We start from the raw sequence: 22,034 nt of genomic DNA, 5'->3' as shown, positions 1-22,034 counted from the left end.
TCATTTTTTTAATTCAGTCAACACCTGTACACTGACATTCGTCGTTTAATTTATTATTTTTTTTGATAGACTCATCACAACCAAAAACTATGGATGTCCAAATGTCGATACGCGATGAACGTAAACAACAAAGCCGTCAGGCTTTACTTGATGCTGCTTTAACCTTAAGCACATCAGGTCGTTCATTTTCGAGTATCAGCTTAAGAGAAGTTGCACGTGAGGTTGGTTTAGTGCCCACTGCGTTTTACCGCCATTTTCAAGATATGGATGAGTTGGGTAAAGAGCTGGTCGATCAAGTGTCGCTATATCTCAAAAATGTGTTACATCAATTGGGCAAAGGTCTCGCTCATCCTGAAGCCAAGACCAAAACCAGTATGGAATTATTCTTTGAAGCTGTAGACAGTAGTCCTCAACAGTGGATTTTTATGATTGCAGAACGTTGGGGCGGTTCAGAAATTGTTCGTCGCGCCATTTCAAGAGAAATCGACTTTTTAAATGATGATCTCGCCAGTGATTTAAAAAAATTTGAAGTCATTGAGAATTTTCGAGATGAGAGTGACTTAAAAGTGATCACCAATATTCTGATTAATCTATCTTTTACTTGGGCAATGTCTTGGATTAACCTCTCCCGTCAATATTCAGGTCTCGAACTTGAATTACAGAAAATGGTCTTAAAAAAGCAAGCTGTGACTCAAATTCATCTCATTTTCAAAGGGATTGAAAATTGGGAAGTCAAAGCATCTTAAACCTCCCCTACTTAAATTTCTAAAGGATTGTTGACAGTGATTCAAGTTAATGTAAAATTTAATGGAACACTCATTCCAATACAAACAATCTATGCGTAACAAAGAATTTGAACCTGATGAAATTGCAGATGCAGCCATGCAGGTCTTTTGGCAAAAAGGATACGCCGCAACTTCTGTACAAGATCTGGTAGATGGCACTGGGCTGTCACGTAGCAGCTTGTATAATACCTTTGAAAATAAACACACACTCTATCAGGAAGCGCTAAAACGCTATCAGGCCATCACGACTGCAAACATTCAAAGATTGACTGGTGATGATTCTGTTCAAGAACGCATACGTCAATTATTGCTTTCAATTCTTGATGATGAATTAAAAGATCCACAGCAGAAAGGCTGTATGGTTGCCAATGCTGCCTTGGAACTTGCGGCACATGACCAACATGTTGCTCAGCATGTAAGACATAATTTTCAACGTCTACAGCAAGCTTTAATGCAGTTAATTGTTTATGGACAACTTAGCGGTGAAATTTCATCTGATAAAAATCCTGAAGCCTTGGCTTATTTTTTGGTCAACACTATTCAAGGAATGAGAATACTGGGTAAAGGCAGTGATTTAGCTGAAAGGCAAAAAATTTTACAGTATGTCATTGATATAACAATGCTGTCTCTCTAATTTTAAAGGTCAAAATGCTTTCAAGGTTTTGGCTTTTTATTTTGTTTATTTTGGAACAATCATTCCAAAATACACGACAACATGCTTATCTTGAAGCAGCGAGAATTGAATATGATGAAAATATTTATATCCAAATATATGAATAGATTAAATTTATTGACTTCAACCGGTCATGCGGGACCAGTCACAGCAAGTCCATTCGAAGCTCAATTGTGTGGACAGATCTCCCCCCTTTTTACAGCTCAGGAAATCCTGCATGTCTGATCATCAAAAATATCAAAAGCAATCAACACCCCACAATACTGTTGAAAAATTACCGGTATTTCAACTGCTTGCTTTTACACTGGCAGGCTTTCTTGCCGTCATGACGGAGACCCTACCCGCAGGATTACTTCCTCAAATCAGCCAAGGGCTAAATATTACAGAAGCTCAAGCCGGTCAATTCATTACACTTTATGCCTTAGGTTCTGTTATGGCAGCAATCCCCATCATCACCATGACACGTGACTGGAACAGGCGCCCTTTATTTTTATATGCAATTATCGGCTTACTGATCTTTAACAGTCTCACTGCAATTTCAACACATTATTATTTTATCTTGATGGCACGCTTTTTTGCAGGTATGTCAGCAGGCGTCATTTGGGGGCTATTGGCGGGTTATGCACGGCGTTTGGTTCCTTTTCATTTACAAGGCAAAGCTTTGGCGATAGCCAGTGTCGGTCAACCTTTAGCACTTTCTCTGGGTGTGCCCTTAGCCACATGGTTTGGTCATTTGTTTGGCTGGAATCAAATCTTTTGGGCGATGTCTGTACTCGCACTGGTCCTCATCATCTGGATACGCGTCATGATTCCAGACTTTCAAAGTCAGCCTCAACAATACAGCAAGTCTATTATGCAGGTCGCTTCGAGCGCAGGGATTTTACCTATCCTGACTGTCTTACTGTTTTGGATCTTGTCCCATAATATTCTCTATACCTATATTGCACCTTATTTAACTCAGGCGGAATTAAACCAACCTCTTGATCTTGTGCTGATGTTGTTTGGTCTGTCATCCATTCTTGGCATTTGGTTGGTGGGTTTGTGGGTAGATCGCCATTTAAGAATACTCACCCTAATCAGTCTGATTTTTTTTGCTTTGAGTTGCATCTTACTCACTGTTATCCATAACGATCTGATCATTCTGGCCTGTATCGCAATTTGGGGAGTGACTTTTGGTGGAGCACCTACCCTCTTACAGACAGCACTTGCCGATGCAGCCCGGGAAGATGCAGATGTTGCACAATCCATGTTGGTCACTGTTTTTAATTTAGCAGTTGCAGCCGGTGGATGGATGGGTGGAATGATCCTGAATCACTCAGGAGCATCCACGTTTCCACATTACATGCTGGCTATGATTATTGTCGCGCTGCTGATCGTGGGCTTGAGTCATCAACATGCTTTCAAAAGCGGTCAACGAAAGCTGACTTAAATATCCTGTACCCTCTTTTCATGTAAAAAAACCCGCAAATATTTGCGGGTTCCTGAATGAAGCAGGCTTATTTTGCTGTACGTTCTTTATTTACAAGATAGTCAACAACCTGTGTGACTTTGGCATCTTCACCTTGAACTACGTATTTACCATTCACGACAACTGCGGGTACGCCAGAAAGTTGATATTGCTGTGCCAATTGATTTGATTCAGCAATTTTTGCCGTGATCGCAAATGAACTATACATGCTATTGAATTTTGCTTCAGGTACACCGTATTGCGTAAAAAATTTAGCAAATGCATCTTTTTGAAGTACTTGTTGGTTGCCTGAAAAGTTAGTATGGAACAAAGGTAAATGCGTACGTTTGCGAACACCCAATGCTTCACTCACATAGTACGCACGCGCACCCTGTTCCCATAATGGATTCATGGCTGCTGGTGTACGAATAAAGTTAACATCCTTAGGAATCTTCTTTAACCATGTTTGCATATGTGGTTCTAATTTGAAGCAATGTGGACATCCGTACCAAAAAAACTCACGTACTTCAATTTTACCTGGTACTGCAACTTTTCCAGGATTTTGAACAACGGTATAATCTTTACCTGCAACAAAATCAGCAGCCATGGTGTTTGCAGAAAATGCCATCACCATTGCGGTCATGCCACCTAAAATAAATTTTTTCATTGACTTTATTGTCCTCTAAGTCGTCTTGCATAGCATATGCATTCACTATAAAACAAATATGAGAAAATCGTTTTCCTTCTGTGAAGTTTTTTACACGATTCATCGCTTTTTTTGGATTTATGGTTACACTAGCATAACTGAAATTAATTTTTGATTAAAACAATTTACTTAGAGGTGACGAACATGTCGCAACTTAATGTTGATCCACAGGAAATTGCTAAATTTGAAGCGTTAGCTGCTTTATGGTGGGATCAACACTCTGAGTTCAGACCCTTACATCAAATCAATCCATTACGTTTAAATTGGATTGATGAACATGCCAATGGTCTTACGGGTAAGAAGATCCTCGATGTGGGTTGTGGTGGTGGCATTCTGGCTGAAAGTATGGCTCGCCGTGGTGCAGATGTTTTGGGTATTGACATGGGTGCTGCCCCTTTGAATGTAGCGCGCTTGCATGCCGAACAAGAAAATGTACAGAATATTGAATATCGACAAATCCCTGTAGAGCAATTGGCTGAAGAGCAAGCAGGACAATACGATATTGTCACCTGTATGGAAATGCTGGAGCATGTGCCTGATCCTGCTTCGATTATTCAAGCATGTCAAAAATTGGTAAAACCTAACGGTCATGTCTTTTTCTCCACCATCAACCGTAATCCCAAATCCTATCTATTTGCGATTATTGGCGCAGAATATGTCTTACGTCTGTTGAAAAAAGGCACCCATGACTATCATAAATTCATTAAACCCTCAGAGTTAGCACATGACATTCGTCAATCTGGTTTAATACTCAAAGATATGACAGGTTTACATTACAACCCTCTCACCAAACATTATTGGCTCGCACCAAATGTTGATGTGAACTACATGGTATATACCGTGAATGAAGGTGTCTGATGCAAGCTGTTCTTTTTGATTTAGATGGCACCTTGATCGATACTGCCGCAGATTTTATACGTATCATCCAAGACATGTGCAGAAATGAAGGACGTGCTGTCGTCGATGCAGATTTAATCCGGACCCAGGTCTCTGAAGGTGCACGTGCGATGGTCAAACTGGTTTATCCGGAACTTGAAGTTGATGATCCGGTTTTTCTCGCTCATCGCCAACATTTTTTAGACTTATACGGTGCAGACATTGCTGTAGATACTGATCTCTTTGCAGGCATGTATCCACTTTTAGCAGAGTTGGAAAATCATGGGATTCCTTGGGGTATTGTAACCAATAAGCCTCGCTGGCTAAGTGAATCGCTACTTCAAGCACTTAACCTAACAGATCGTTGCGCCGTGCTGGTTTGCCCCGAAGATGTGACTCAGACCAAACCGGACCCTGAACCGATGTATTTAGCTGCAAAACAGATTGATATTGTTCCAGAACAATGCATTTATGTAGGCGATCATCCTCGGGATATTGATGCTGGACGAAATGCGCAGATGTATACCATCCTTGCTGCTTATGGTTATTTACCATTACAGTACAAAGATGATCTCAATGCTTGGCAAGCAGATTGTATTGTGGATAATGTTGATGAATTACATCAGGTTATCAAGAAGTTGGTCAAAATTTAGAAGCATAGAAGATTATTTAACTGGTCTAATAAGTTAATAAAAAGACACTGAAACATCTTGAATATGGTGTTTCAATGTTTTTATATTGAAATTCAAATCACATCATAAAAACTACAGGAGGTCTCCCATGAAATATTCAGAATATCAACCTCGTCCAGATTTATTGAAGGATAAAATTATCCTGATTACGGGCGCGGGAGACGGTATTGGGCGTGCAGCAGCACTCAGCTATGCCCTACACGGCGCAACCGTCGTTTTGCATGGTCGTACGCTCAATAAACTTGAAGTCATTTATGATGAAATTGAATCATTAGGTGCACCGCAGCCCGCGATTTTACCTTTACAACTTTCTACTGCTTCTGCTCGAGATTACGAACTTTTGGTGGATACCCTTGAACAGCAATTTGGACGTTTAGACGGCATTTTACATAATGCGGGTATCTTAGGTGAACGCGTGGAACTGGCAAACTATCCCGAAGAAGTCTGGGATGATGTGATGGCAGTGAATTTACGGGCTCCTTTTGTTCTGACCCAAGAGCTTCTGCCGTTATTACAAAAATCTGAACATGCTTCAGTGGTCTTTGCAAGCTCAGGTGTTGGGCGGGAAGCACGTGCGCACTGGGGTGCATACTCGGTCTCAAAAATAGCGATTGAAGCGGTAAGTAAAATTTTTGCCAAAGAAAATACTTATCCAAATATTCGCTATAACTGCATCAATCCTGGTGGTACGCGTACGGCAATGCGTGCCAAAGCCTATCCTGATGAAGATCCAAAAGTGTTACCATCACCGGAATCCATTATGCCAGCATATCTTTACTTGATGGGTGATGACAGTCTTTCATTAAATGGTGAAAGTATCGACGCACAGGATTAATTGATTTTCCCCTTACTTTGATCATGGTCGGTGGGGGGAAATTTTTTCAGCGAATTTTTATACATATCATCAAAATCTGAGATTTCAAAATTCTTTTAAATCGTTTTATCCAATAAAAAATATAATTTTATCCAGTTTTTCAAATCCAATAAGATCTTTTATAGTTCTCTTCAAGGAAACAAGACCTTTTGAGGAATGAGCCATGACTGATTTAAAATATAAAGTAGAGATCATCCGTTCAATCGAACAATTACAACTGCCCCATCATTTTATTCAAGCACTTGATGATGCCCATCAAGCAGAAAATATCATCAAGGTGGTCAATTGTCTCAAGGATATAAATGAGCAATGGTACTAAAGCGGCTTAATCAAAGCTGGAATATTGCTACTCTGGTGCTCAGCTTAAAACAATATTTATAAATATTTACATTTTTTTAATCATAAAATGTGCACTAAAGAAAAGCACATCAGGGTTTGTGATTCAAAGCATTGCGATAACCCTTTTCACTTTTTCAGAAATATGTTTTGATTATGTCTGTATTTTTTAATGAAAAACTGAATTTTCTTCACAGTTTCTCTGCAATTTAGCAGTACAGTAGTGAGGTCAAAATAAACACACTGGATAAGCGAGGATGATTATGAAAAAGATTTTAGCGATCATCGCAATCTCTCTATCAACACTGCTGACGACTCAAATTACCATTGCAGGTCCTCATTTTGACAATGATCATGGGTATGATCAAGGTAAACGTGATCGCGGTGAGCGTGGACGTAATTTTCGTGGGAATGACGATGATAATATTCAAGAGCAACGTCGGGAGCGAGAAGAACGTGGTGTAAAGCGTTTACAGCAACATAAATGGCAAATGGGTTATGTAATGCCACAACATTACAGAGGAAACAGCTATAAAGTTGATTATAGGGATGAGAACCTACCAAAACCTTCACGTAATCAACAATGGTACAAAATTAATAATGACTATATCTTAGTTGATTCTGACAATAACAATATTGTGAGTATTCGTGGCATGTAGCCAGGTATTCGTGATCAATGTTTCAATTTCATAAGCTCAAACACCTTTTTCGTTTGAGCTTTTTTTTTGCTCCATCTCAGCTTTTACAAGCGATGAGAATAATGTATAGAACTGGTATGTAAATTCACAATTCAATGATATTTCTTCATTTTTTATCTTAAATTCAGGAGTAATTTTCAATCATCGGATAGATCATCCGTTTTATAAGGTCAATTCAAATGAAAAAAGTTATCAGCGCAATCACGCTCTCTCTCAGTGCTTTAGTCGCAACCTCAGCAATGGCAGATTGGGATCATGGCCGTGATCATCGCCCTATGGCTAGTCATGAAAAATTTGAATGGCGAGAAGGTGTGGTTTTACCTGAACGCTACCATGACAATCATTACTATGTGAATGATTATCGTGTTTATAAAAACCTCCACAAACCAGCCAAATTTGAGCGTTGGTATAAAGTTGATGGACGTTATGTGCTTGTTAACGAACGTACCCACCATATTATTCGAGTCGTCCGTTAATATTAAAATGATCAAAAGCACAGTCCCTATTCTGTTTGCTTTACCCATCCATTAAAACTCAACGCCTTCCTCACCCTCCTTTTCCCAAGGAGGGTTTTTTTATTAAAATTAACTTCAGATTGTTCGGTTTATTTTCAAGCTCGTTGAGCAATCGATCATTTTGCCTATCAAGCTTCTCATTTAGTTGATTTCCGCAGCAGGGATACGCCTTTGAGATTTCTAAGCACTGAGAAAATGAGTATGTTGTCCGTCTTCATCAAATCTTCATACATTTCACAATTCAACTAAATCATCCTCACCATTTATCTCTAATTTTTACGTAATTTGAAAGCATCAAAGGACAAAATTTAAATTCAGGTGAATCAAATGAAAAGCACTTTAACCACAATCACACTTTCGATGGCGGCAATGATAACGACATCGACTATGGCGGCACCTCATGTAGATCACCGAGATCAACATCACCGTTATGAACAGCAGCGTTGGGAGCATCGAAATGAACACCACTGGAACGATAACAAACATTATGGCAATACAGTCATACCAAGCCGTCATTGGCGTTCAGGTCAGTATTTACCTTCTCAGTTTGGCGCTTCGCGTTATCACGTCAACTATAAAAACTACCGCCATTTGTCCAAACCAGGAAAGTATCAACAGTGGTATAGAATCAATGGAGACTATGTACTGGTCAATCAGAAAAATCATCGCATCATCCGTGTCATCGGTTGATGATTTTGAAACAAAGCAAAACCCAACTGTGTTTGGGTTTTTTAATATTCTGAGCAGCGTATGACAGTTCTATTGATTTGATCATGCTTTCAACTACATATTTTCATGGATATCTTCATTATTTCTCTATATTTCAGGATTAAGTTTATTCACAGATCGAAAGGAAATGTGTTGATATTGAAGCTTCAAATGCAATGATCATCACTCCTTTTTAATCCATGAACTTTCATCTTATATTCAAGATTCAATCGTGAAATGTATAACCCTTTTGCACTCGTCCTCCCACGTTCGGGTGCTTTTTTTATTTTGACTATTATTTATCAGTTATTTTTGTTTAGAATCATCACATAGCAATCAACAATACTGAGATAGGTATGCAAACTGACAGCCCAGAAACAACACAAAGCACAGCGCAAGAATATGTGCATTGGTTTCGTCATTCTGCACCCTATATCAATGCCCATCGTGGTAAGACCTTTGTATTGATGTTTGGCGGTGAAGCTGTTGAGCACGCCAATTTTCAACATATTATTCATGATATTGCGCTATTACATTCATTAGGTATACGACTCATTCTGGTCCACGGCGCACGCCCTCAAATCAATGCGAATTTACGTCAAAATAAAATCCAGAGCCCCATCCATATCAATCGTCGCATTACAACGCGTGCGTCTTTGCCTTGCGTCATGAACGCTGTGGGATCAATTCGACTACAAATTGAAGCCTTATTGTCAATGGGACTCGCCAACTCGCCGATGTTTGGTGCTCGCATTGATGTTGTATCGGGTAACTTCGTGACTGCGAAACCGTACGGCATTCGAGATGGCATCGATTTTCAGCTCACAGGTGAAGTTCGAACCATTGATACCGAGGCGATTCAACGTCACTTAGACAATCAGAATATTGTGCTATTAGGTCCAACAGGCTATTCAACCACTGGGGAAGTCTTTAATTTACTGGCAGAAGAAGTGGCAACAAAAACTGCCATCCACCTGCAAGCGGATAAATTGATTTTCTTGGGCAGTCAGCAGGGCTTAATGGATGAATACGGACAATTAAAACGTGAAATTACCCCACATCAGCTTGATAAGCACATTGAAAAATATCAAGATTCAAATTTTGAAATTGCCTTGCATTTACACAATGCCAAACAGGCATCATTAAAAGGAGTCAATCGTGTACATCTGCTTTCATATGCGCATGACGGTGCTTTAATAGAAGAACTCTTTACCCGTGATGGGCATGGCACCATGATTACTGATGCGCATTATGAAGAAGTGCGTATGGCAAATATCGGTGATGTAGGCGGTTTAATCAACTTATTACGTCCCTTGGAAGAAGAAGGAATTCTGGTCTATCGCTCACGTGAACGACTTGAAACTGAAATTGATAAATTTGCTGTCATCGAGCGAGACGGTACGATTTTAGCCTGTGCCGCACTCTACCCAATTCCTGCTTCAAACGATGAAGTAAGTTCCGCTGAAATCGCCTGCGTTGCTGTCCATCCTGGCTATCGTAAATCGAACCGGGGCAGTCAGATTCTACATTTTCTAGAAGAACATGCACGCCAGCAAGGTATTCAACAACTGTTTGTTCTCACTACACGAACGGCACACTGGTTCTTAGAGCATGGTTTTGAATTGGCAAATGTTGACGACTTACCCGAAGCACGCCAAGCTCTATATAACTATCAACGTAATTCAATGGTATTTAAAAAAAGCATGACCTGATCTTCAACACACACTGGGTTCCATGAATTATCACATTTACATCTAAACTTATCTAAATAGATTCCATGACTGAGAGATTTTGCTTATGCATGATCATGGAATCTATATTCCTGATCTAAATAACAGCAATAAATTTATACTTTTCATATTCTTATAACTTTTTATTTTTATAGAATATTTATTTTATATTTCTGATTTAACGATAACTTTAGCATTTAATAATTTATCTTTTTTTTTCATTAGCAATCATAAAAAACTTATTTTTTTGAAAATACAAAGCCTTTTAAGCTGATGCTCATCCTTTTTACATTACACAGGCATCGTGACTCATGGCGCACTTATTTCAACCTTCATGGAAAAAAATCTCCTTTCTAAGTGCAAGTCTTGCCACCATCATGATGCTGACTGGATGTTCTAAACCGCAAGAGACCACGACTTTAAATATCGGTTTTCAAAAATATGGCGTATTGCCAATTATCAAGGCCCGGGGCGACTTGGATAAAGCGCTTAAACAAAAAGGGGTCAATGTCAAATGGGTTGAGTTTCCTGCTGGTCCACAATTGTTAGAAGGCTTAAATGTGGGAAGCGTGTCCTTTGGTGAATCAGGTGAAGCACCTCCTATTTTTGCTCAGGCAGCGAACTCCAATCTGGTCTATGTTGCCAATCAGCCTGCTGCACCTTTGGCTGAGGCACTGATCGTCCCTAAAGACTCGCCGATTCAATCGGTGCAAGACCTCAAGGGCAAACGTGTCGTCCTGAATAAAGGCTCTAACGTACATTACCTTTTACTTAAAGTCTTGGAAGCAAACCATTTAAAGCTAGATGACATTCAAGTGGTCTACTTACCGCCTGCTGATGCACGTGCTGCTTTTGAAAAAGGTGCTGTCGATGCGTGGGTGATTTGGGATCCGTTCTTTGCTGCTGCGGAAAAACAACTCAATGCAAAAGTCATTGCTACAGGTCAAAACCTAGTGAATAACCATCAATTCTACTTGGCTGATCGAAAATTTGCAGAACAGCACCCCGACGTTTTAAAAATCGTAGTGAATGAATTAAATACCACCACACAATGGGTATCTCAACATCAAACTGATGCTGCCAAACTTTTAGAAAAACCGACAGGCTTACCGCTTGATGTACTCAATACATCCATTTCACGGATGGGCTTTGGCGTAAGTTCAATTTCTAACGATGTGGTGAAAAAGCAACAGGATGTCGCTGATGCTTTTTATCAACAAAAACTTATTCCAAACAAGATCAATATTCAAGCGGCTGTACTCGCTCAATAATTTCGCATAATGCGATGCAATGAGGACATCACAATGACCCAACACTTTGTACAACACAAAACATCATCATGGTTCAATGCGCCTACACATGCCATGACAACAATGTTGATCTGTAGTGCAATGCTTGGGTCAACTTCAGTGTGGGCAATTGATCCCACCGTAAAAGAGTTACGTATTGGTTTTCAAAAAAGTTCGATTAACTTTGCGATTGCCAAACAACAGAAACTCTATGAAAAAGAATTTCCCAATGCCAAGATTTCCTGGAATGAATTCCCGGCAGGACCACAGATTCTTGAAGCACTTGCCGTTGGTTCACTGGATGTAGGTGTCACGGGAGATACGCCACCCGTCTACGCGCAAGCAGCCAATAAGCCTTTGTATTATATTGCCTACGAAGCTGCCAAACCGCTCGCCTCCGCCATTCTAGTACCGAAAAGTTCCAAGATAACCAAACTCAGCGAATTAAAAGGTAAGCGTATTGCGCTACAAAAAGGTTCAAGTGCTCACTATTTATTGGTCCAAGCTGTCCGTAAAGCTGGCTTGCAATGGTCGGACATCCAACCCATTTGGCTCACTCCTGCTGATGCACGTGCCGCTTTTCAAAAAGGAGCTGTCGATGCCTGGGCGATTTGGGACCCATTCTTTGCTTCCGCCCAAATTGAAGATCAAGCCCGTGTACTCGCTTCAGGGCAGGGTTTAAGTCCAAATTATACTTTTTACTTGGCATCACCTGAATTTGTTAAAAAATACCCTCAGGCAGTCAAAGGCATTATTCAACAAATCAATGTTGCAGATAAATGGGTACAGGCCAACCGTGTTGCCACCGCACAATCAATTGGTCAAAGCACGGGGTTAAAACTACAGGTCAGTCAGACCTTTATCGATCGACGTCCTCGCCCTTCAGGTGCTGCCCCACTTTCAGCCAAAGTGATTTCAGACCAACAACAGCTCGCAAATCGCTTTAGCGAACTCAAAATTATTCCAAACAGCATTGACATCAAACAGGCTGTTTGGACGGCTAAATAGTATTTGAATTTTTTTAAGGATGCATGATATGAAAATCTTCTGGTTTATTCCCACTCACGGTGACAGTCGTTATTTAGGAACCAGCAAAGGCGCGCGACAAGTCGATCATGCCTACATGAAACAAATTGCTGTTGCAGTCGATAATCTGGGTTATGAAGGTGTACTCATCCCGACTGGTCGTTCATGCGAAGATCCATGGATCACGGCGGCAAGCCTCATTGACGCCACTAAAAATCTAAAATTTTTGGTTGCTTTGCGTCCGGGTGTAACCACACCTGCCCTTGCAGCACGGATGGCAGCTACGTTTGACCGTTTATCCAATGGCCGTGTTCTACTCAACCTCGTTACGGGTGGAGACGAACAAGAATTAAAAGGTGATGGTTTATATGAAGACCATGCCACGCGTTATAAAACAGCAGCTGAATACACCACGATTTGGCGTGAAATTTTAAAGCGCTCACACACAGGGGAATCTTTTACATTTCATGGCGAACGCCTGAGTGTTGATGATGCCAAACTGCTTTATCCACCTATTCAAGCACCCTATCCGCCCCTATGGTTTGGTGGCTCTTCCGAAGATGCCATCGAATTGGCAGCTGAGCAAGTCGATACCTATTTAACTTGGGGTGAACCACCTGCTGCGGTGAAAGAAAAAATTGCTGTCGTTAAAGCACGGGCAGAAGCCAAAGGACGTCAGTTAAATTATGGTATTCGCTTACATGTGATTGTTCGTGAAACTACAGAACAAGCATGGCAAGCAGCCAATGAATTGATTCAATATGTGGATGATGCAACCATCGCTGCTGCTCAAAAGAAATTTAAACAAATGGATTCTGTCGGTCAGCGCCGCATGGCAGAACTACATAATGGTGATCGTAGCAAGCTTGAGGTTTCTCCAAACCTTTGGGCGGGCGTTGGCTTAGTTCGTGGTGGTGCGGGTACAGCATTGGTGGGTGACCCACAAACGGTTGCAGATCGTATCCAAGAATATGCTGACTTGGGGATCAATACTTTTATCTTTTCTGGCTACCCACATTTGGAAGAATCGATTCGTTTTGCCGAGTTGGTATTCCCCTTGCTTCCATTGGAAACACGTAAAAAACTCACCCAACCAAATTTAACTGGACCATTTGGAGAAATTGTAGCCAACAACTACACACCCGAGGAAAATAAAAAGCCCTTAAAGGAGTTCGCATGAGTGTCATAGTCAGGCGAAGTCCTACCAAGGAAAGTCATGTCGTTTCACGTGGAACAAATCAATTGGGGCAGCGTTTGCTGCCTTGGATTGTTCCGATTTTATTGATTGTCATTTGGCAAATCGCTTCGAAAACGGGCTGGCTTGAAAGTCGTGTCCTTCCTGCACCATCAGCAGTGGTATCGGCTTTTTGGACATTATTGATCAGCGGTGAACTCTGGCAGCATGTCAAAGTGAGTGCAGGTCGTGCCTTGCTCGGGCTATTGGTAGGGGGCGGTTTAGGTTTGATTTTAGGCTTGCTCAACGGCTCTTCAAAAGTTGCGTCAAACCTGCTGGATACGACCTTGCAAATGATTCGAAATATTCCTGCTTTAGCACTCATTCCACTTGTGATTTTATGGTTCGGTATTGATGAATCAGCAAAGTTGTTTTTGGTGGCAGTTGGGGTATTTTTTCCTATTTATATCAATACTTATCATGGCATTCGCTCAGTTGATCCTCAATTGATTGAGATGGGGAAAAGCTATGGTTTAAACCAATGGCAATTATATAAAGAAATTATTTTACCTGGTGCAATGCCATCTATTCTGGTTGGTTTACGTTTTTCATTGGGCTTAGTTTGGGTATTACTTATTGTTGCAGAAACCATTTCTGCTCAATCTGGAATTGGTTATATGACCATGAATGCCCGTGAGTTTTTACAGACAGACATCGTCCTCGTCGGTATTTTACTGTATGCCCTTTTGGGTAAGCTTGCCGATGTCTTCGCACAATTCTTAGAAAAATATCTATTGCGTTGGCACGCAGGTTATCAAAAATAGGAGCTTGAAATGACCGATTTAAGCATAAGCCAATACGCCAATGATCTTCTTCCAAGCCCAGAGGCAATTGAACAAGACCAGGCAAAAATTGGTGCAGAAATTTCGATTGAACAGCTGCATAAATACTATGGTGAAGTTAAAGTTCTCGAAGATCTAGACTTGCACATTGAAGCGGGTGAGTTCGTTGCAATCGTCGGACGCAGTGGTTGCGGTAAAAGTACTCTATTGCGTTTAATCGCCGATTTAGAACAACCCAGTTACGGTGAAATCAAATTTAAGTCTTTGCTGAATTTCCGTGAAGGTATTATCGCAGATGATATTCGGGTGATGTTTCAGGACCCACGCCTTTTACCATGGAAAAACATTTTAAAAAATGTGCAATTGGGTCTCGCCAAAGATCAATTTCCCAAAGCTGAGCAACTACTTGAAAAAGTCGGGTTAAAGGAAAAGTCAGGATTATGGCCTTCACAGCTTTCAGGTGGACAACGTCAAAGAACGGCACTTGCACGTGCGCTGTCGCATACACCACGCGTATTGCTGCTGGATGAACCTTTGGGAGCTCTGGATGCATTAACACGTCTAGAAATGCAAAACCTGATCGAAAAACTGTGGCTGGAACAAGGATTTACCACCATTTTAGTCACCCATGATGTTAGCGAGGCTGTGCAATTGGCGGACCGTATTATTCTTTTGGATAAAGGTCATATCGCACAACAGTTTCAAGTTGATTTAGCCCGCCCACGTCAAAAAGGAGTTGTGTTTGCTGAACTTGAACAGCAAGTGCTGGCTGCTGTGTTGGCGACTTAAAAACATAGCACGCTGAGGATTTATCTATAAAATATAAGGGCATAAAATTTCTTGCCCTTATTCCAGCTTGAATCCTGTACTTTTATCAATATGTCGAAGTTTCATCCATTTTTATCGACTAAAACTTCATTATTAAATAAATAAAATCATCCATAGAGATTCTTCATTCAAATATAATCGGATGCTTTTAAATCAAAATGACTTTCTTAAATTAAAATTAAATAACAGCATTCTTGGTTCATTTATTTTGTAAGTTACTCAAAAAATAGTCTTATACTAAAAAATGTCACAAAATTTAAATAATAAGCCATAACTGACATAATTTTTATATTGGTTTTGCTCTAGTTTAGTGCAAATTTAGATAATAGTGAATTGCGATTGATTTAATAATAAAACTTCATAATTATTTATCAGAAATATACCAAAATAATCTTGCTTTCTGTGCACAAATCAAACATTTTACCGTACAATTTAATAATCATTTATTTGATTTAAAGATGCGATGGAACAAAAAAAGAGTGCTCAAAAACGGCAGCAGTTACTTAGTGCTGCACTTGATGTATTTTCTGTCTATGGTTTCAACGGTGCAAGCCTAGACGAAATTGCGCAGTTAGCAGATATGCATAAGTCGAATATTTTCTATTATTATGAAAATAAAGAAGCCTTATACGTTGAAGTACTGACAACGGTCATGCAGAAATGGTTAGCACCATTACAATCGCTTGAATCAGAATTGGAACCAGCTGAAGCTTTGTCACATTACATTATGACAAAGATTGAAATCTCAAGAACTCAGCCCAAAGCGTCTAAGCTTTTTGCCTTAGAGGTGATTCAAGGTGCGCCACATATTTTATCCATTCTCAAAGGTCCGCTTAAAAAGTTATTTAAACGCAAAGCAAAGGTCATTTTGAATTGGCAAACTCAAGGTAAAATCTCAGATCAAATTGATGCTGAATTACTGATTATCAATATTTGGGCATTGACTCAAAACTATGCTGATTTCAGTACTCAAATCGAAATGGTTACAGGTAAAACTTTACGTAATAAAAGTATGTGTCAACGTGCAATCGAACATACAATCCATATGACTTTATATGGTGTATTACCGCGTAATTAATCATCCAATATAACAATATTGGTTATTTTGGCAAACGACCATAGCCCCCTATGGTCGCCTAAACTTAAATTGAAATCCTGATGATATTCAATTTGCTGTTTTTCTAATCTAGAGACTGATAAAGTTTTAATAATTTCTGCGCGCCTAATAATAAATTTTCTTCCCAATCTAAATGCGCAGTATCGTTGGCACCATCGCTAATATACTTTACGGAAATCAATCGCACACCGAGCTTTTTACATACTTTCGCCAATGCATAACCTTCCATATCAACTAAATCACAATTGACCTTCGGCTGCCCTGTTTCAAAACTATCCCCTGTACCACAGATGCCTTGTAACAAATCAGGAAAATAACTGTCTAAATGAATTTCTTGAGGAAAATGCTGATCCATCGGCGTTACACCCACTTCAAAGCCAAGAGGAGAAACATCCATATCTCGCTGTACAAAGGTTTTTACTTCAATCAATTCATGGGCATTAAAAGTTGAGCTTCCCGCACTACCAAGATTCAATACAGTTTTACAGCCTGTCTTTTGAATGACGTCATAAGCCGTGAATGCTGCATTGATCTTTCCAATTCCACTATAATGGATGGCAATCCCTGCTTGTTCAAACAAACCTTTAGATTCATTGGGTAAAGCCATGATTAATGCTAAATTATCTTTCATTACTGTTCAAAATTAAAATTTTACTTATTAAAATTGAATTTTTATTCCAGATCAATTTAATTCTTTTTAAACCTTCTTCCCCCTCACATTCAATTTAAAATCATATACAAATCACTACGATACTCTACAGTTTGATTGTTCATAATGATCAAATACATAAATAGAGACGACAATAAATGAATATTCAAATCATTGTGGGCAGTATCCGAGAAGGTCGTGTTGCAATCAAAGTTGCAGAATGGCTACTCAAAACAATTAATCAACTTGAATTTAGTACCTTAAATGTTGAAATCGTAGATTTAAAAGAGTGGGATCTGCCTTTCTTTGCAGGAAAAAACTCACCTGCTTCGGGTATTTATGACCAAACCAAACAGCAGGAATGGGCAAAAAAAGTCGCTTCAGGTGATGCCTTTATTTTTATTACCCCAGAATATAATCATGGATACAGTCCTGTACTGAAAAATGCAATTGACTATGTATACAAGGAATGGCAAAGCAAACCCGCTGCATTTGTCAGTTATGGTGGAACGAACGGCTCACGTTCGATTGATCAAATTAAACAGGTGTGTGCCTTTATTGGCATGATTGACTCCAATGCAGTCATCGAAATTCGCGATATTGGTCAACGTGGTAAGACCGAAGTATTTGAAGGCAATGAATTTGATAATAAAGCCGTAAAATCCGTAGTCAATAAATTGATTCAATATGCCAATGTCTAAGTGATTGTTGTACGTTTTGGCCTACATCGCTTGTTTGATTTTACGACTTGGTCGATCCAAAGAATTTATCTATTCTATCGTCATAGGGAACAGGAAGTTTCCCAGACACAAAACAACAATAATCGGTCTGAGCATCAGGAAGTGAGGTAGAACAGGAGTTTACCTAACGAACCAATACGAAAAAGCCCCGTCAGGATGATGGGGCTTTTTTTATCATCTAATTCAATTGTCATCAAAAGTGATCGAACGGATAAAAACAATCCAAAAATAGATATAGCTTTAATTTAATCCAAACCAAGATAAAATGATTTGCCACCAACTTCTACCTGAATAATCATATTCCTTCGAGCCACAATTAAAGACATCCTCCACTTTTGTCAGAATAATTTTATTATTTTGCTGATCTACACAGATGCGTTGAGAATAAGATTTGTCAGATTCTAAATATAAATAATAGGGCACTTTATGTTTAAATTTTGCTGAGTCCATGAGAATGCAATGACTTTCGGAAGTTGGCATATCATGGATATTTGTATATGTTTGGGCAAATGAGCTTTTAAACTCTTGATCTTGAATAATTTCTCCCATGTAAAACACTATTTGATTATCCGTAATTTTTTTATAGTTACCCTTAGTAAATAGGCAAATACTATTACCCTTTACTGAAGCAAACAAAGTTGACTCTGGGGTAGCGTAACAGTTCATTGTAAAAAATAACAACAATAGCCCTATGTATATTCTCATTTTCACATCCTTGGCAACTGGGATTTATCCTTTGGATCTTTCAAGAAAAATTCTAAAGCAAACATTACATGTCGCTCTAATTTAATACTTAATTTATGATGCTTTCTTTCAGGATTATTAAATTTTAAAAATTTACCATCAAAATATAATTCTATAATTCTGCCTTGTTGCTCCATATTAAACTCACTAAATCTTTTATAAATATTTCGTCCAGAGAGATCAGTTTTATAAGCTAATAGGTCTTCTCCATTAGGTGAATCAGGTGAGTCAACAGTCTTCGAGTATCCAAAATTACAAGCTAGCTTTTTTCCTGCCTTAAGGTTTGAAAAGCCCATTTGATGCTGCCAGATATGTGTAACTTCATGCATAAACCAATGCTTTACATTTGGTGGTGCTTTTGAAAAATCCTTATAATTAATATAGTCACTTCTTGGTAAGGTAATGTGACCAAATGGTGTAATTGCATTACCAGTTATGCTTTGTAACAGACCACCCATAATTATCCAAACATCCGTATAATCAATCGAATCTTTAAAAACACTTCGACACATTATAATTTCTCTTTCTGTTAATCTACGTCTAAACTCAACTTTAATTTGAGAAAAAGGAGATGGCTTATCTTTAGGTATAAGGCTTAATGTAGCATTAGCTAACAATATTTTATTCGTCTGGCTTAAATCATATTCATCAGAAAAAATTGTATTTTTTCTATCAAATTCATTTCTACCCATGAGTATGCTCCTCAAATAAAAGATGAATTTCAATCTTTTCAGCAGAATTTCCAGTTATTAACTCAGTAAAACCATTTTCATCTGTAGTCCCATGAATGGCTTCACCATTTTTAGTAATTTCATAACAAACATTAGCCAGTGGCTCACCTGTTAACTCATCCTTTAATTGGAACTGATGACCATATTGTTTTGAATTAGTTGGAGCAAATCCATTCGTCATTGCTGTTGAACTTTCTATTTTTGAAGATATCCCTAAACCCCCACCATTATCACCAACGGTTAAGTTTTGATCGCCAATACACTTACAGCCACACGATAATGGAGAATTGTGCTGTGCAGCTGCCTTGCCCATCACCAGCATATGATTATCACCAGCAACAATCGTGGCAACACACTTATGCTTAGGACAACTTGCTTTATCACCAACACATGCAATCGCTTTCCCTTCAATCAGGAAAGAGGACTGACCCGAAATGATTTTCCCACCACCTGTCGTGGGAGAGCCTAATCTAATATATGGATTTGCCATAATTTTTACCTTTTATTGTTCTGTTATTCAGTTGAATCATTATAAAAACATCAAAATCAATACATCGTTTTTTTTCTATGACCTTATTCTGTTGCATTTTTTGCAACAGATTTAATCGAACATAGAGACGTAGCGACCATAAAAAAGTTCTATCATTCGCTTTACGACAAAAAGAAATCTCTAAACCTGAAAAATAGTTTTAGAGTAAATAAATTTACAAATACTATAATTGCATTATCAAAGTAAGTTCTGTAAAAATTCCCTCCACATCATTACCTAACCATCTAAACCATTCATTAAATTATCAATTCTGCCCAACAGTTAATGATTGATCACCAATGCATTTACAGCCACATGATAAAGGTGAATTGTGCTGTGCCGCAGCCTTGCCCATCACCAGCATATGATTATCACCGGCAACAATCGTGGCAACACACTTATGCTTAGGACAAGTTGCTTTATCACCAACGCAGGCTATTGCCTTTCCATCGATCAGGAAAGAAGTTTGGGCAGAAATGATTTTTCCACCGCCTGTGGTTGGAGATCCTAATGTAATATATGGAAGTGCCATAATTCCTACCTCTTATTGTATTGTTATTCAGAAAGCATTTTATAAAACATCAAACTCAATACGGCGGTTCTTTCTACGACCCTCATCCGTTGCATTGTCTGCTACAGGTTTAGTCGAACCTAATCCCGCCGTACTCAAGCGAGTGGGTGCAATACCTTTGGTGGTTAAATATTGTTTTACAGCTTCAGCACGTTGCAAGCTTAATGCTTGGTTCTTTTGTGGATCACCCTGGCTATCTGTATGCCCAACAATTTTAACATTCTTACCCTGAACCTTATTTAATGCAACCACCATCTCGTCTAAGATTTGTGTGCCTGCTGGGGTTAAAACTGCTTTACCAGATTCAAATTCAATGATTCGATTTTTTAAGGCATTATCAATTACGGATTGCTCCGCTGCATTTACACTAATCTGAGCATTAAATCGGTACGGCGGTTGAACCAATGACTGAAATAATGTGGTCGTGGGTTGAATATCTGTTTGAACACCCATCTTACCCGTCAGTTCAACTTGTGTACCCCGCACGGACAATTTACCCTGACTAATTTTTTTCAAATCTGGGGTGATGACTCGAGTCACTGAGTCACTCCAACCATTCGGTGCAGATACAGGACGAATTTGAATTTTATCAACCACCTGATCATTGCCATACACCGCTTTTAACTTGGCTAGAATTGCTTGTTTGGCCATATCATTGGGTACTGCTCCTTCAACCACGATAGGAGCGGCAAATACCTGAAATGAATAAAATAAGCTTGAAATAATCGCAAATTTTTTCAATATTTTTACTTTTTGATTCTTCATATCATTATTCATCTATAAAGGTTTGCCGAAAAATTTTCATCCCTTGTGTCAAACTCAATTGACGCTGACAGAGAGATTGTTCAAGGGCCGCAAGACCTGCGTTCTGTTCAAGATAGGCATCAATCCATAAAGGTTGAACCAAAGAAACCCAATGATCATTTTGCATATTCTGAGTAAAAATATTACTTAATGCGGTAATATCAGCACCTTGGAAACCAAACAGTAAAATCGGTGATTCTTGGTGCAAAATACCGATCAAAATCTCTGTATTGTTTTTTTCCAAGAAACGTCCAATTAAATTGACCCAAAACGCAGCAATTTCATAGCAATAACTTTGGTTATTGATGGGTAAAATTAATACCTTGGATAATTTACTGGTGCCATGTTTCAGTACGGGCTGTAGCAATAAACCTAGACCCAACATACTTTGCGCCAATTCATAAGGCGTGATCTTCATCATTTGTGCAAATGAATGCATTGTATGGTGTTCAAAGAAATCCTGTGTTTTCAGTTCAGGCAGCACCTGAACCTCACGATCAATCAAACCCAGTTTATTCACCAATAACTCAGGATCAGTTATGGTTCTAAACATGCGGTTCTTTTGAAAAAGATCAATCAGTACAGGTTTATATTTAAACGGTGCATACAATAAGTTTTGAAAAGGATTTTCAATTTCCAACAATTGGCTCAAAACCATTGGAAACTGGCGCCCTGAACTGTCTTCACTGGTCACCATATTGGCGGCAAGAAACATCTTTTCTTTCGGATTGGCAATAAAGAAATCCAATGGCGCTAAAGATTGATAGGCTTCATTGAAATTTTCTTCTCGCATCGCCAGTTCTAGCGCTTCGGTAATCCATTGATCAATCACTTGGATCAACGCATATTGTCCTTTGGTTTTTAAAAAGTCACCGCGCGCAGGGCATTTTCCATAATACAATGGTGTAGACTTTAATGTTTGCATACTTTCATCCCTCGCACTAAATCGT

At 39.1% G+C, this 22,034-nt stretch carries 26 protein-coding genes; 18 read left to right on the top strand and 8 right to left on the bottom strand.

Going from position 1 to position 22,034, the window contains the following annotated elements:
- The first annotated feature begins 101 nt into the window (after window positions 1-101).
- From IMO47_RS15245 to IMO47_RS15235, 3 genes are all read left to right on the top strand, one after another.
- The gene (locus IMO47_RS15245) at window positions 102-746 is read left to right on the top strand and encodes a TetR family transcriptional regulator (protein ID WP_196076232.1); all 645 of its coding nucleotides are present in this window, start codon (window positions 102-104) and stop codon (window positions 744-746) included.
- Window positions 747-837: 91 nt separating this feature from the next.
- Complete coding sequence (locus IMO47_RS15240; protein ID WP_196076234.1) at window positions 838-1,419, top strand: TetR/AcrR family transcriptional regulator; 582 nt, start codon at window positions 838-840, stop codon at window positions 1,417-1,419.
- Between the two features lie 256 nt (window positions 1,420-1,675).
- Window positions 1,676-2,887, top strand: coding sequence for an MFS transporter (locus IMO47_RS15235; protein WP_196076231.1), 1,212 nt, complete (start codon window positions 1,676-1,678; stop codon window positions 2,885-2,887).
- Window positions 2,888-2,954: 67 nt separating this feature from the next.
- On the opposite strand, the gene IMO47_RS15230 is transcribed toward IMO47_RS15235, so the two are convergent.
- The gene (locus tag IMO47_RS15230) at window positions 2,955-3,572 is read right to left on the bottom strand and encodes a thiol:disulfide interchange protein DsbA/DsbL (RefSeq protein WP_196076230.1); all 618 of its coding nucleotides are present in this window, start codon (window positions 3,570-3,572) and stop codon (window positions 2,955-2,957) included.
- A 183-nt stretch (window positions 3,573-3,755) separates the two neighbouring features.
- On the opposite strand from IMO47_RS15230, the gene ubiG reads away from it, so the two are divergent.
- The 14 genes from ubiG to IMO47_RS15160 all read left to right on the top strand — a co-directional run bounded on the left by ubiG (window position 3,756) and on the right by IMO47_RS15160 (window position 16,277).
- Window positions 3,756-4,469, top strand: coding sequence for a bifunctional 2-polyprenyl-6-hydroxyphenol methylase/3-demethylubiquinol 3-O-methyltransferase UbiG (ubiG, locus tag IMO47_RS15225; protein WP_196076229.1), 714 nt, complete (start codon window positions 3,756-3,758; stop codon window positions 4,467-4,469).
- On the top strand, window positions 4,469-5,140 hold the full coding sequence (locus IMO47_RS15220; RefSeq protein WP_196076228.1) for an HAD-IA family hydrolase: 672 nt from the start codon (window positions 4,469-4,471) through the stop codon (window positions 5,138-5,140). Before ubiG ends, IMO47_RS15220 begins: the two co-directional genes overlap by 1 nt.
- Window positions 5,141-5,267: 127 nt before the next feature.
- Window positions 5,268-6,014, top strand: a complete 747-nt coding sequence (locus IMO47_RS15215) for a YciK family oxidoreductase (RefSeq protein ID WP_196076227.1) — start codon at window positions 5,268-5,270, stop codon at window positions 6,012-6,014.
- A 202-nt stretch (window positions 6,015-6,216) separates the two neighbouring features.
- Window positions 6,217-6,372, top strand: a complete 156-nt coding sequence (locus IMO47_RS15210) for a hypothetical protein (protein ID WP_196076226.1) — start codon at window positions 6,217-6,219, stop codon at window positions 6,370-6,372.
- A 280-nt stretch (window positions 6,373-6,652) separates the two neighbouring features.
- Complete coding sequence (locus tag IMO47_RS15205) at window positions 6,653-7,048, top strand: RcnB family protein (protein WP_196076225.1); 396 nt, start codon at window positions 6,653-6,655, stop codon at window positions 7,046-7,048.
- Between the two features lie 218 nt (window positions 7,049-7,266).
- The gene (locus tag IMO47_RS15200) at window positions 7,267-7,563 is read left to right on the top strand and encodes an RcnB family protein (protein ID WP_196076224.1); all 297 of its coding nucleotides are present in this window, start codon (window positions 7,267-7,269) and stop codon (window positions 7,561-7,563) included.
- A gap of 366 nt (window positions 7,564-7,929) precedes the next feature.
- Window positions 7,930-8,292 (top strand): RcnB family protein, encoded by a 363-nt coding sequence (locus tag IMO47_RS15195; protein WP_196076223.1) that lies wholly within the window; start codon window positions 7,930-7,932, stop codon window positions 8,290-8,292.
- A gap of 374 nt (window positions 8,293-8,666) precedes the next feature.
- Entirely contained in the window at window positions 8,667-10,022 is a 1,356-nt protein-coding gene (gene argA, locus IMO47_RS15190; protein ID WP_196076222.1) for an amino-acid N-acetyltransferase, read from the top strand.
- 329 nt (window positions 10,023-10,351) lie between these two features.
- Complete coding sequence (locus tag IMO47_RS15185; RefSeq protein WP_196076221.1) at window positions 10,352-11,311, top strand: sulfonate ABC transporter substrate-binding protein; 960 nt, start codon at window positions 10,352-10,354, stop codon at window positions 11,309-11,311.
- Between the two features lie 93 nt (window positions 11,312-11,404).
- Window positions 11,405-12,337, top strand: coding sequence for a sulfonate ABC transporter substrate-binding protein (locus IMO47_RS15180; RefSeq protein WP_227552347.1), 933 nt, complete (start codon window positions 11,405-11,407; stop codon window positions 12,335-12,337).
- Window positions 12,338-12,365: 28 nt separating this feature from the next.
- Complete coding sequence (gene ssuD, locus IMO47_RS15175; protein ID WP_196076219.1) at window positions 12,366-13,535, top strand: FMNH2-dependent alkanesulfonate monooxygenase; 1,170 nt, start codon at window positions 12,366-12,368, stop codon at window positions 13,533-13,535.
- Window positions 13,532-14,353: an aliphatic sulfonate ABC transporter permease SsuC gene (gene ssuC, locus IMO47_RS15170; RefSeq protein WP_196076218.1), complete on the top strand. Its 822-nt coding sequence runs from the start codon at window positions 13,532-13,534 to the stop codon at window positions 14,351-14,353. Before ssuD ends, ssuC begins: the two co-directional genes overlap by 4 nt.
- A 9-nt stretch (window positions 14,354-14,362) precedes the next feature.
- Complete coding sequence (locus tag IMO47_RS15165) at window positions 14,363-15,160, top strand: ATP-binding cassette domain-containing protein (RefSeq protein ID WP_196076217.1); 798 nt, start codon at window positions 14,363-14,365, stop codon at window positions 15,158-15,160.
- A 502-nt stretch (window positions 15,161-15,662) separates the two neighbouring features.
- Entirely contained in the window at window positions 15,663-16,277 is a 615-nt protein-coding gene (locus IMO47_RS15160) for a TetR/AcrR family transcriptional regulator (RefSeq protein WP_004832227.1), read from the top strand.
- 103 nt (window positions 16,278-16,380) lie between these two features.
- Here the strand turns inward: IMO47_RS15160 and IMO47_RS15155 are convergent, their stop codons facing one another.
- Entirely contained in the window at window positions 16,381-16,947 is a 567-nt protein-coding gene (locus IMO47_RS15155) for a 5'-nucleosidase (protein ID WP_196074664.1), read from the bottom strand.
- A gap of 176 nt (window positions 16,948-17,123) precedes the next feature.
- Here IMO47_RS15155 and IMO47_RS15150 point away from each other — a divergent pair, with 176 nt between their 5' ends.
- A complete protein-coding gene (locus tag IMO47_RS15150) occupies window positions 17,124-17,666 on the top strand; it encodes an NAD(P)H-dependent oxidoreductase (protein ID WP_196074663.1) in 543 nt (180 codons plus the stop codon).
- Window positions 17,667-17,945: 279 nt separating this feature from the next.
- Here the strand turns inward: IMO47_RS15150 and IMO47_RS15145 are convergent, their stop codons facing one another.
- The 6 genes from IMO47_RS15145 to tagF form a co-directional block, all read right to left on the bottom strand.
- Window positions 17,946-18,410, bottom strand: a complete 465-nt coding sequence (locus IMO47_RS15145) for an NF045616 family extracytoplasmic (lipo)protein (RefSeq protein WP_196074662.1) — start codon at window positions 18,408-18,410, stop codon at window positions 17,946-17,948.
- A 2-nt stretch (window positions 18,411-18,412) separates the two neighbouring features.
- Complete coding sequence (locus tag IMO47_RS15140) at window positions 18,413-19,141, bottom strand: hypothetical protein (RefSeq protein WP_227552346.1); 729 nt, start codon at window positions 19,139-19,141, stop codon at window positions 18,413-18,415.
- A complete protein-coding gene (locus IMO47_RS15135) occupies window positions 19,134-19,670 on the bottom strand; it encodes a PAAR domain-containing protein (protein WP_196074661.1) in 537 nt (178 codons plus the stop codon). Before IMO47_RS15135 ends, IMO47_RS15140 begins: the two co-directional genes overlap by 8 nt.
- Before the next feature lie 304 nt (window positions 19,671-19,974).
- On the bottom strand, window positions 19,975-20,241 hold the full coding sequence (locus IMO47_RS15130) for a PAAR domain-containing protein (RefSeq protein WP_196074660.1): 267 nt from the start codon (window positions 20,239-20,241) through the stop codon (window positions 19,975-19,977).
- 39 nt (window positions 20,242-20,280) lie between these two features.
- Window positions 20,281-21,057 carry an OmpA family protein gene (locus IMO47_RS15125; protein ID WP_196074659.1) on the bottom strand — a complete coding sequence of 259 codons (777 nt, stop codon included), beginning with the start codon at window positions 21,055-21,057 and terminating at the stop codon, window positions 20,281-20,283.
- A complete protein-coding gene (tagF, locus tag IMO47_RS15120; RefSeq protein WP_196074665.1) occupies window positions 21,050-22,009 on the bottom strand; it encodes a type VI secretion system-associated protein TagF in 960 nt (319 codons plus the stop codon). Before tagF ends, IMO47_RS15125 begins: the two co-directional genes overlap by 8 nt.
- Between the last annotated feature and the right edge of the window lie 25 nt (window positions 22,010-22,034).

Source organism: Acinetobacter sp. Res13-Abat-PEC15-P4-01 (genome assembly GCF_015676285.1).
Lineage (GTDB): Bacteria > Pseudomonadota > Gammaproteobacteria > Pseudomonadales > Moraxellaceae > Acinetobacter > Acinetobacter nematophilus.
This window is presented reverse-complemented; position numbering and strand designations above follow the sequence as displayed.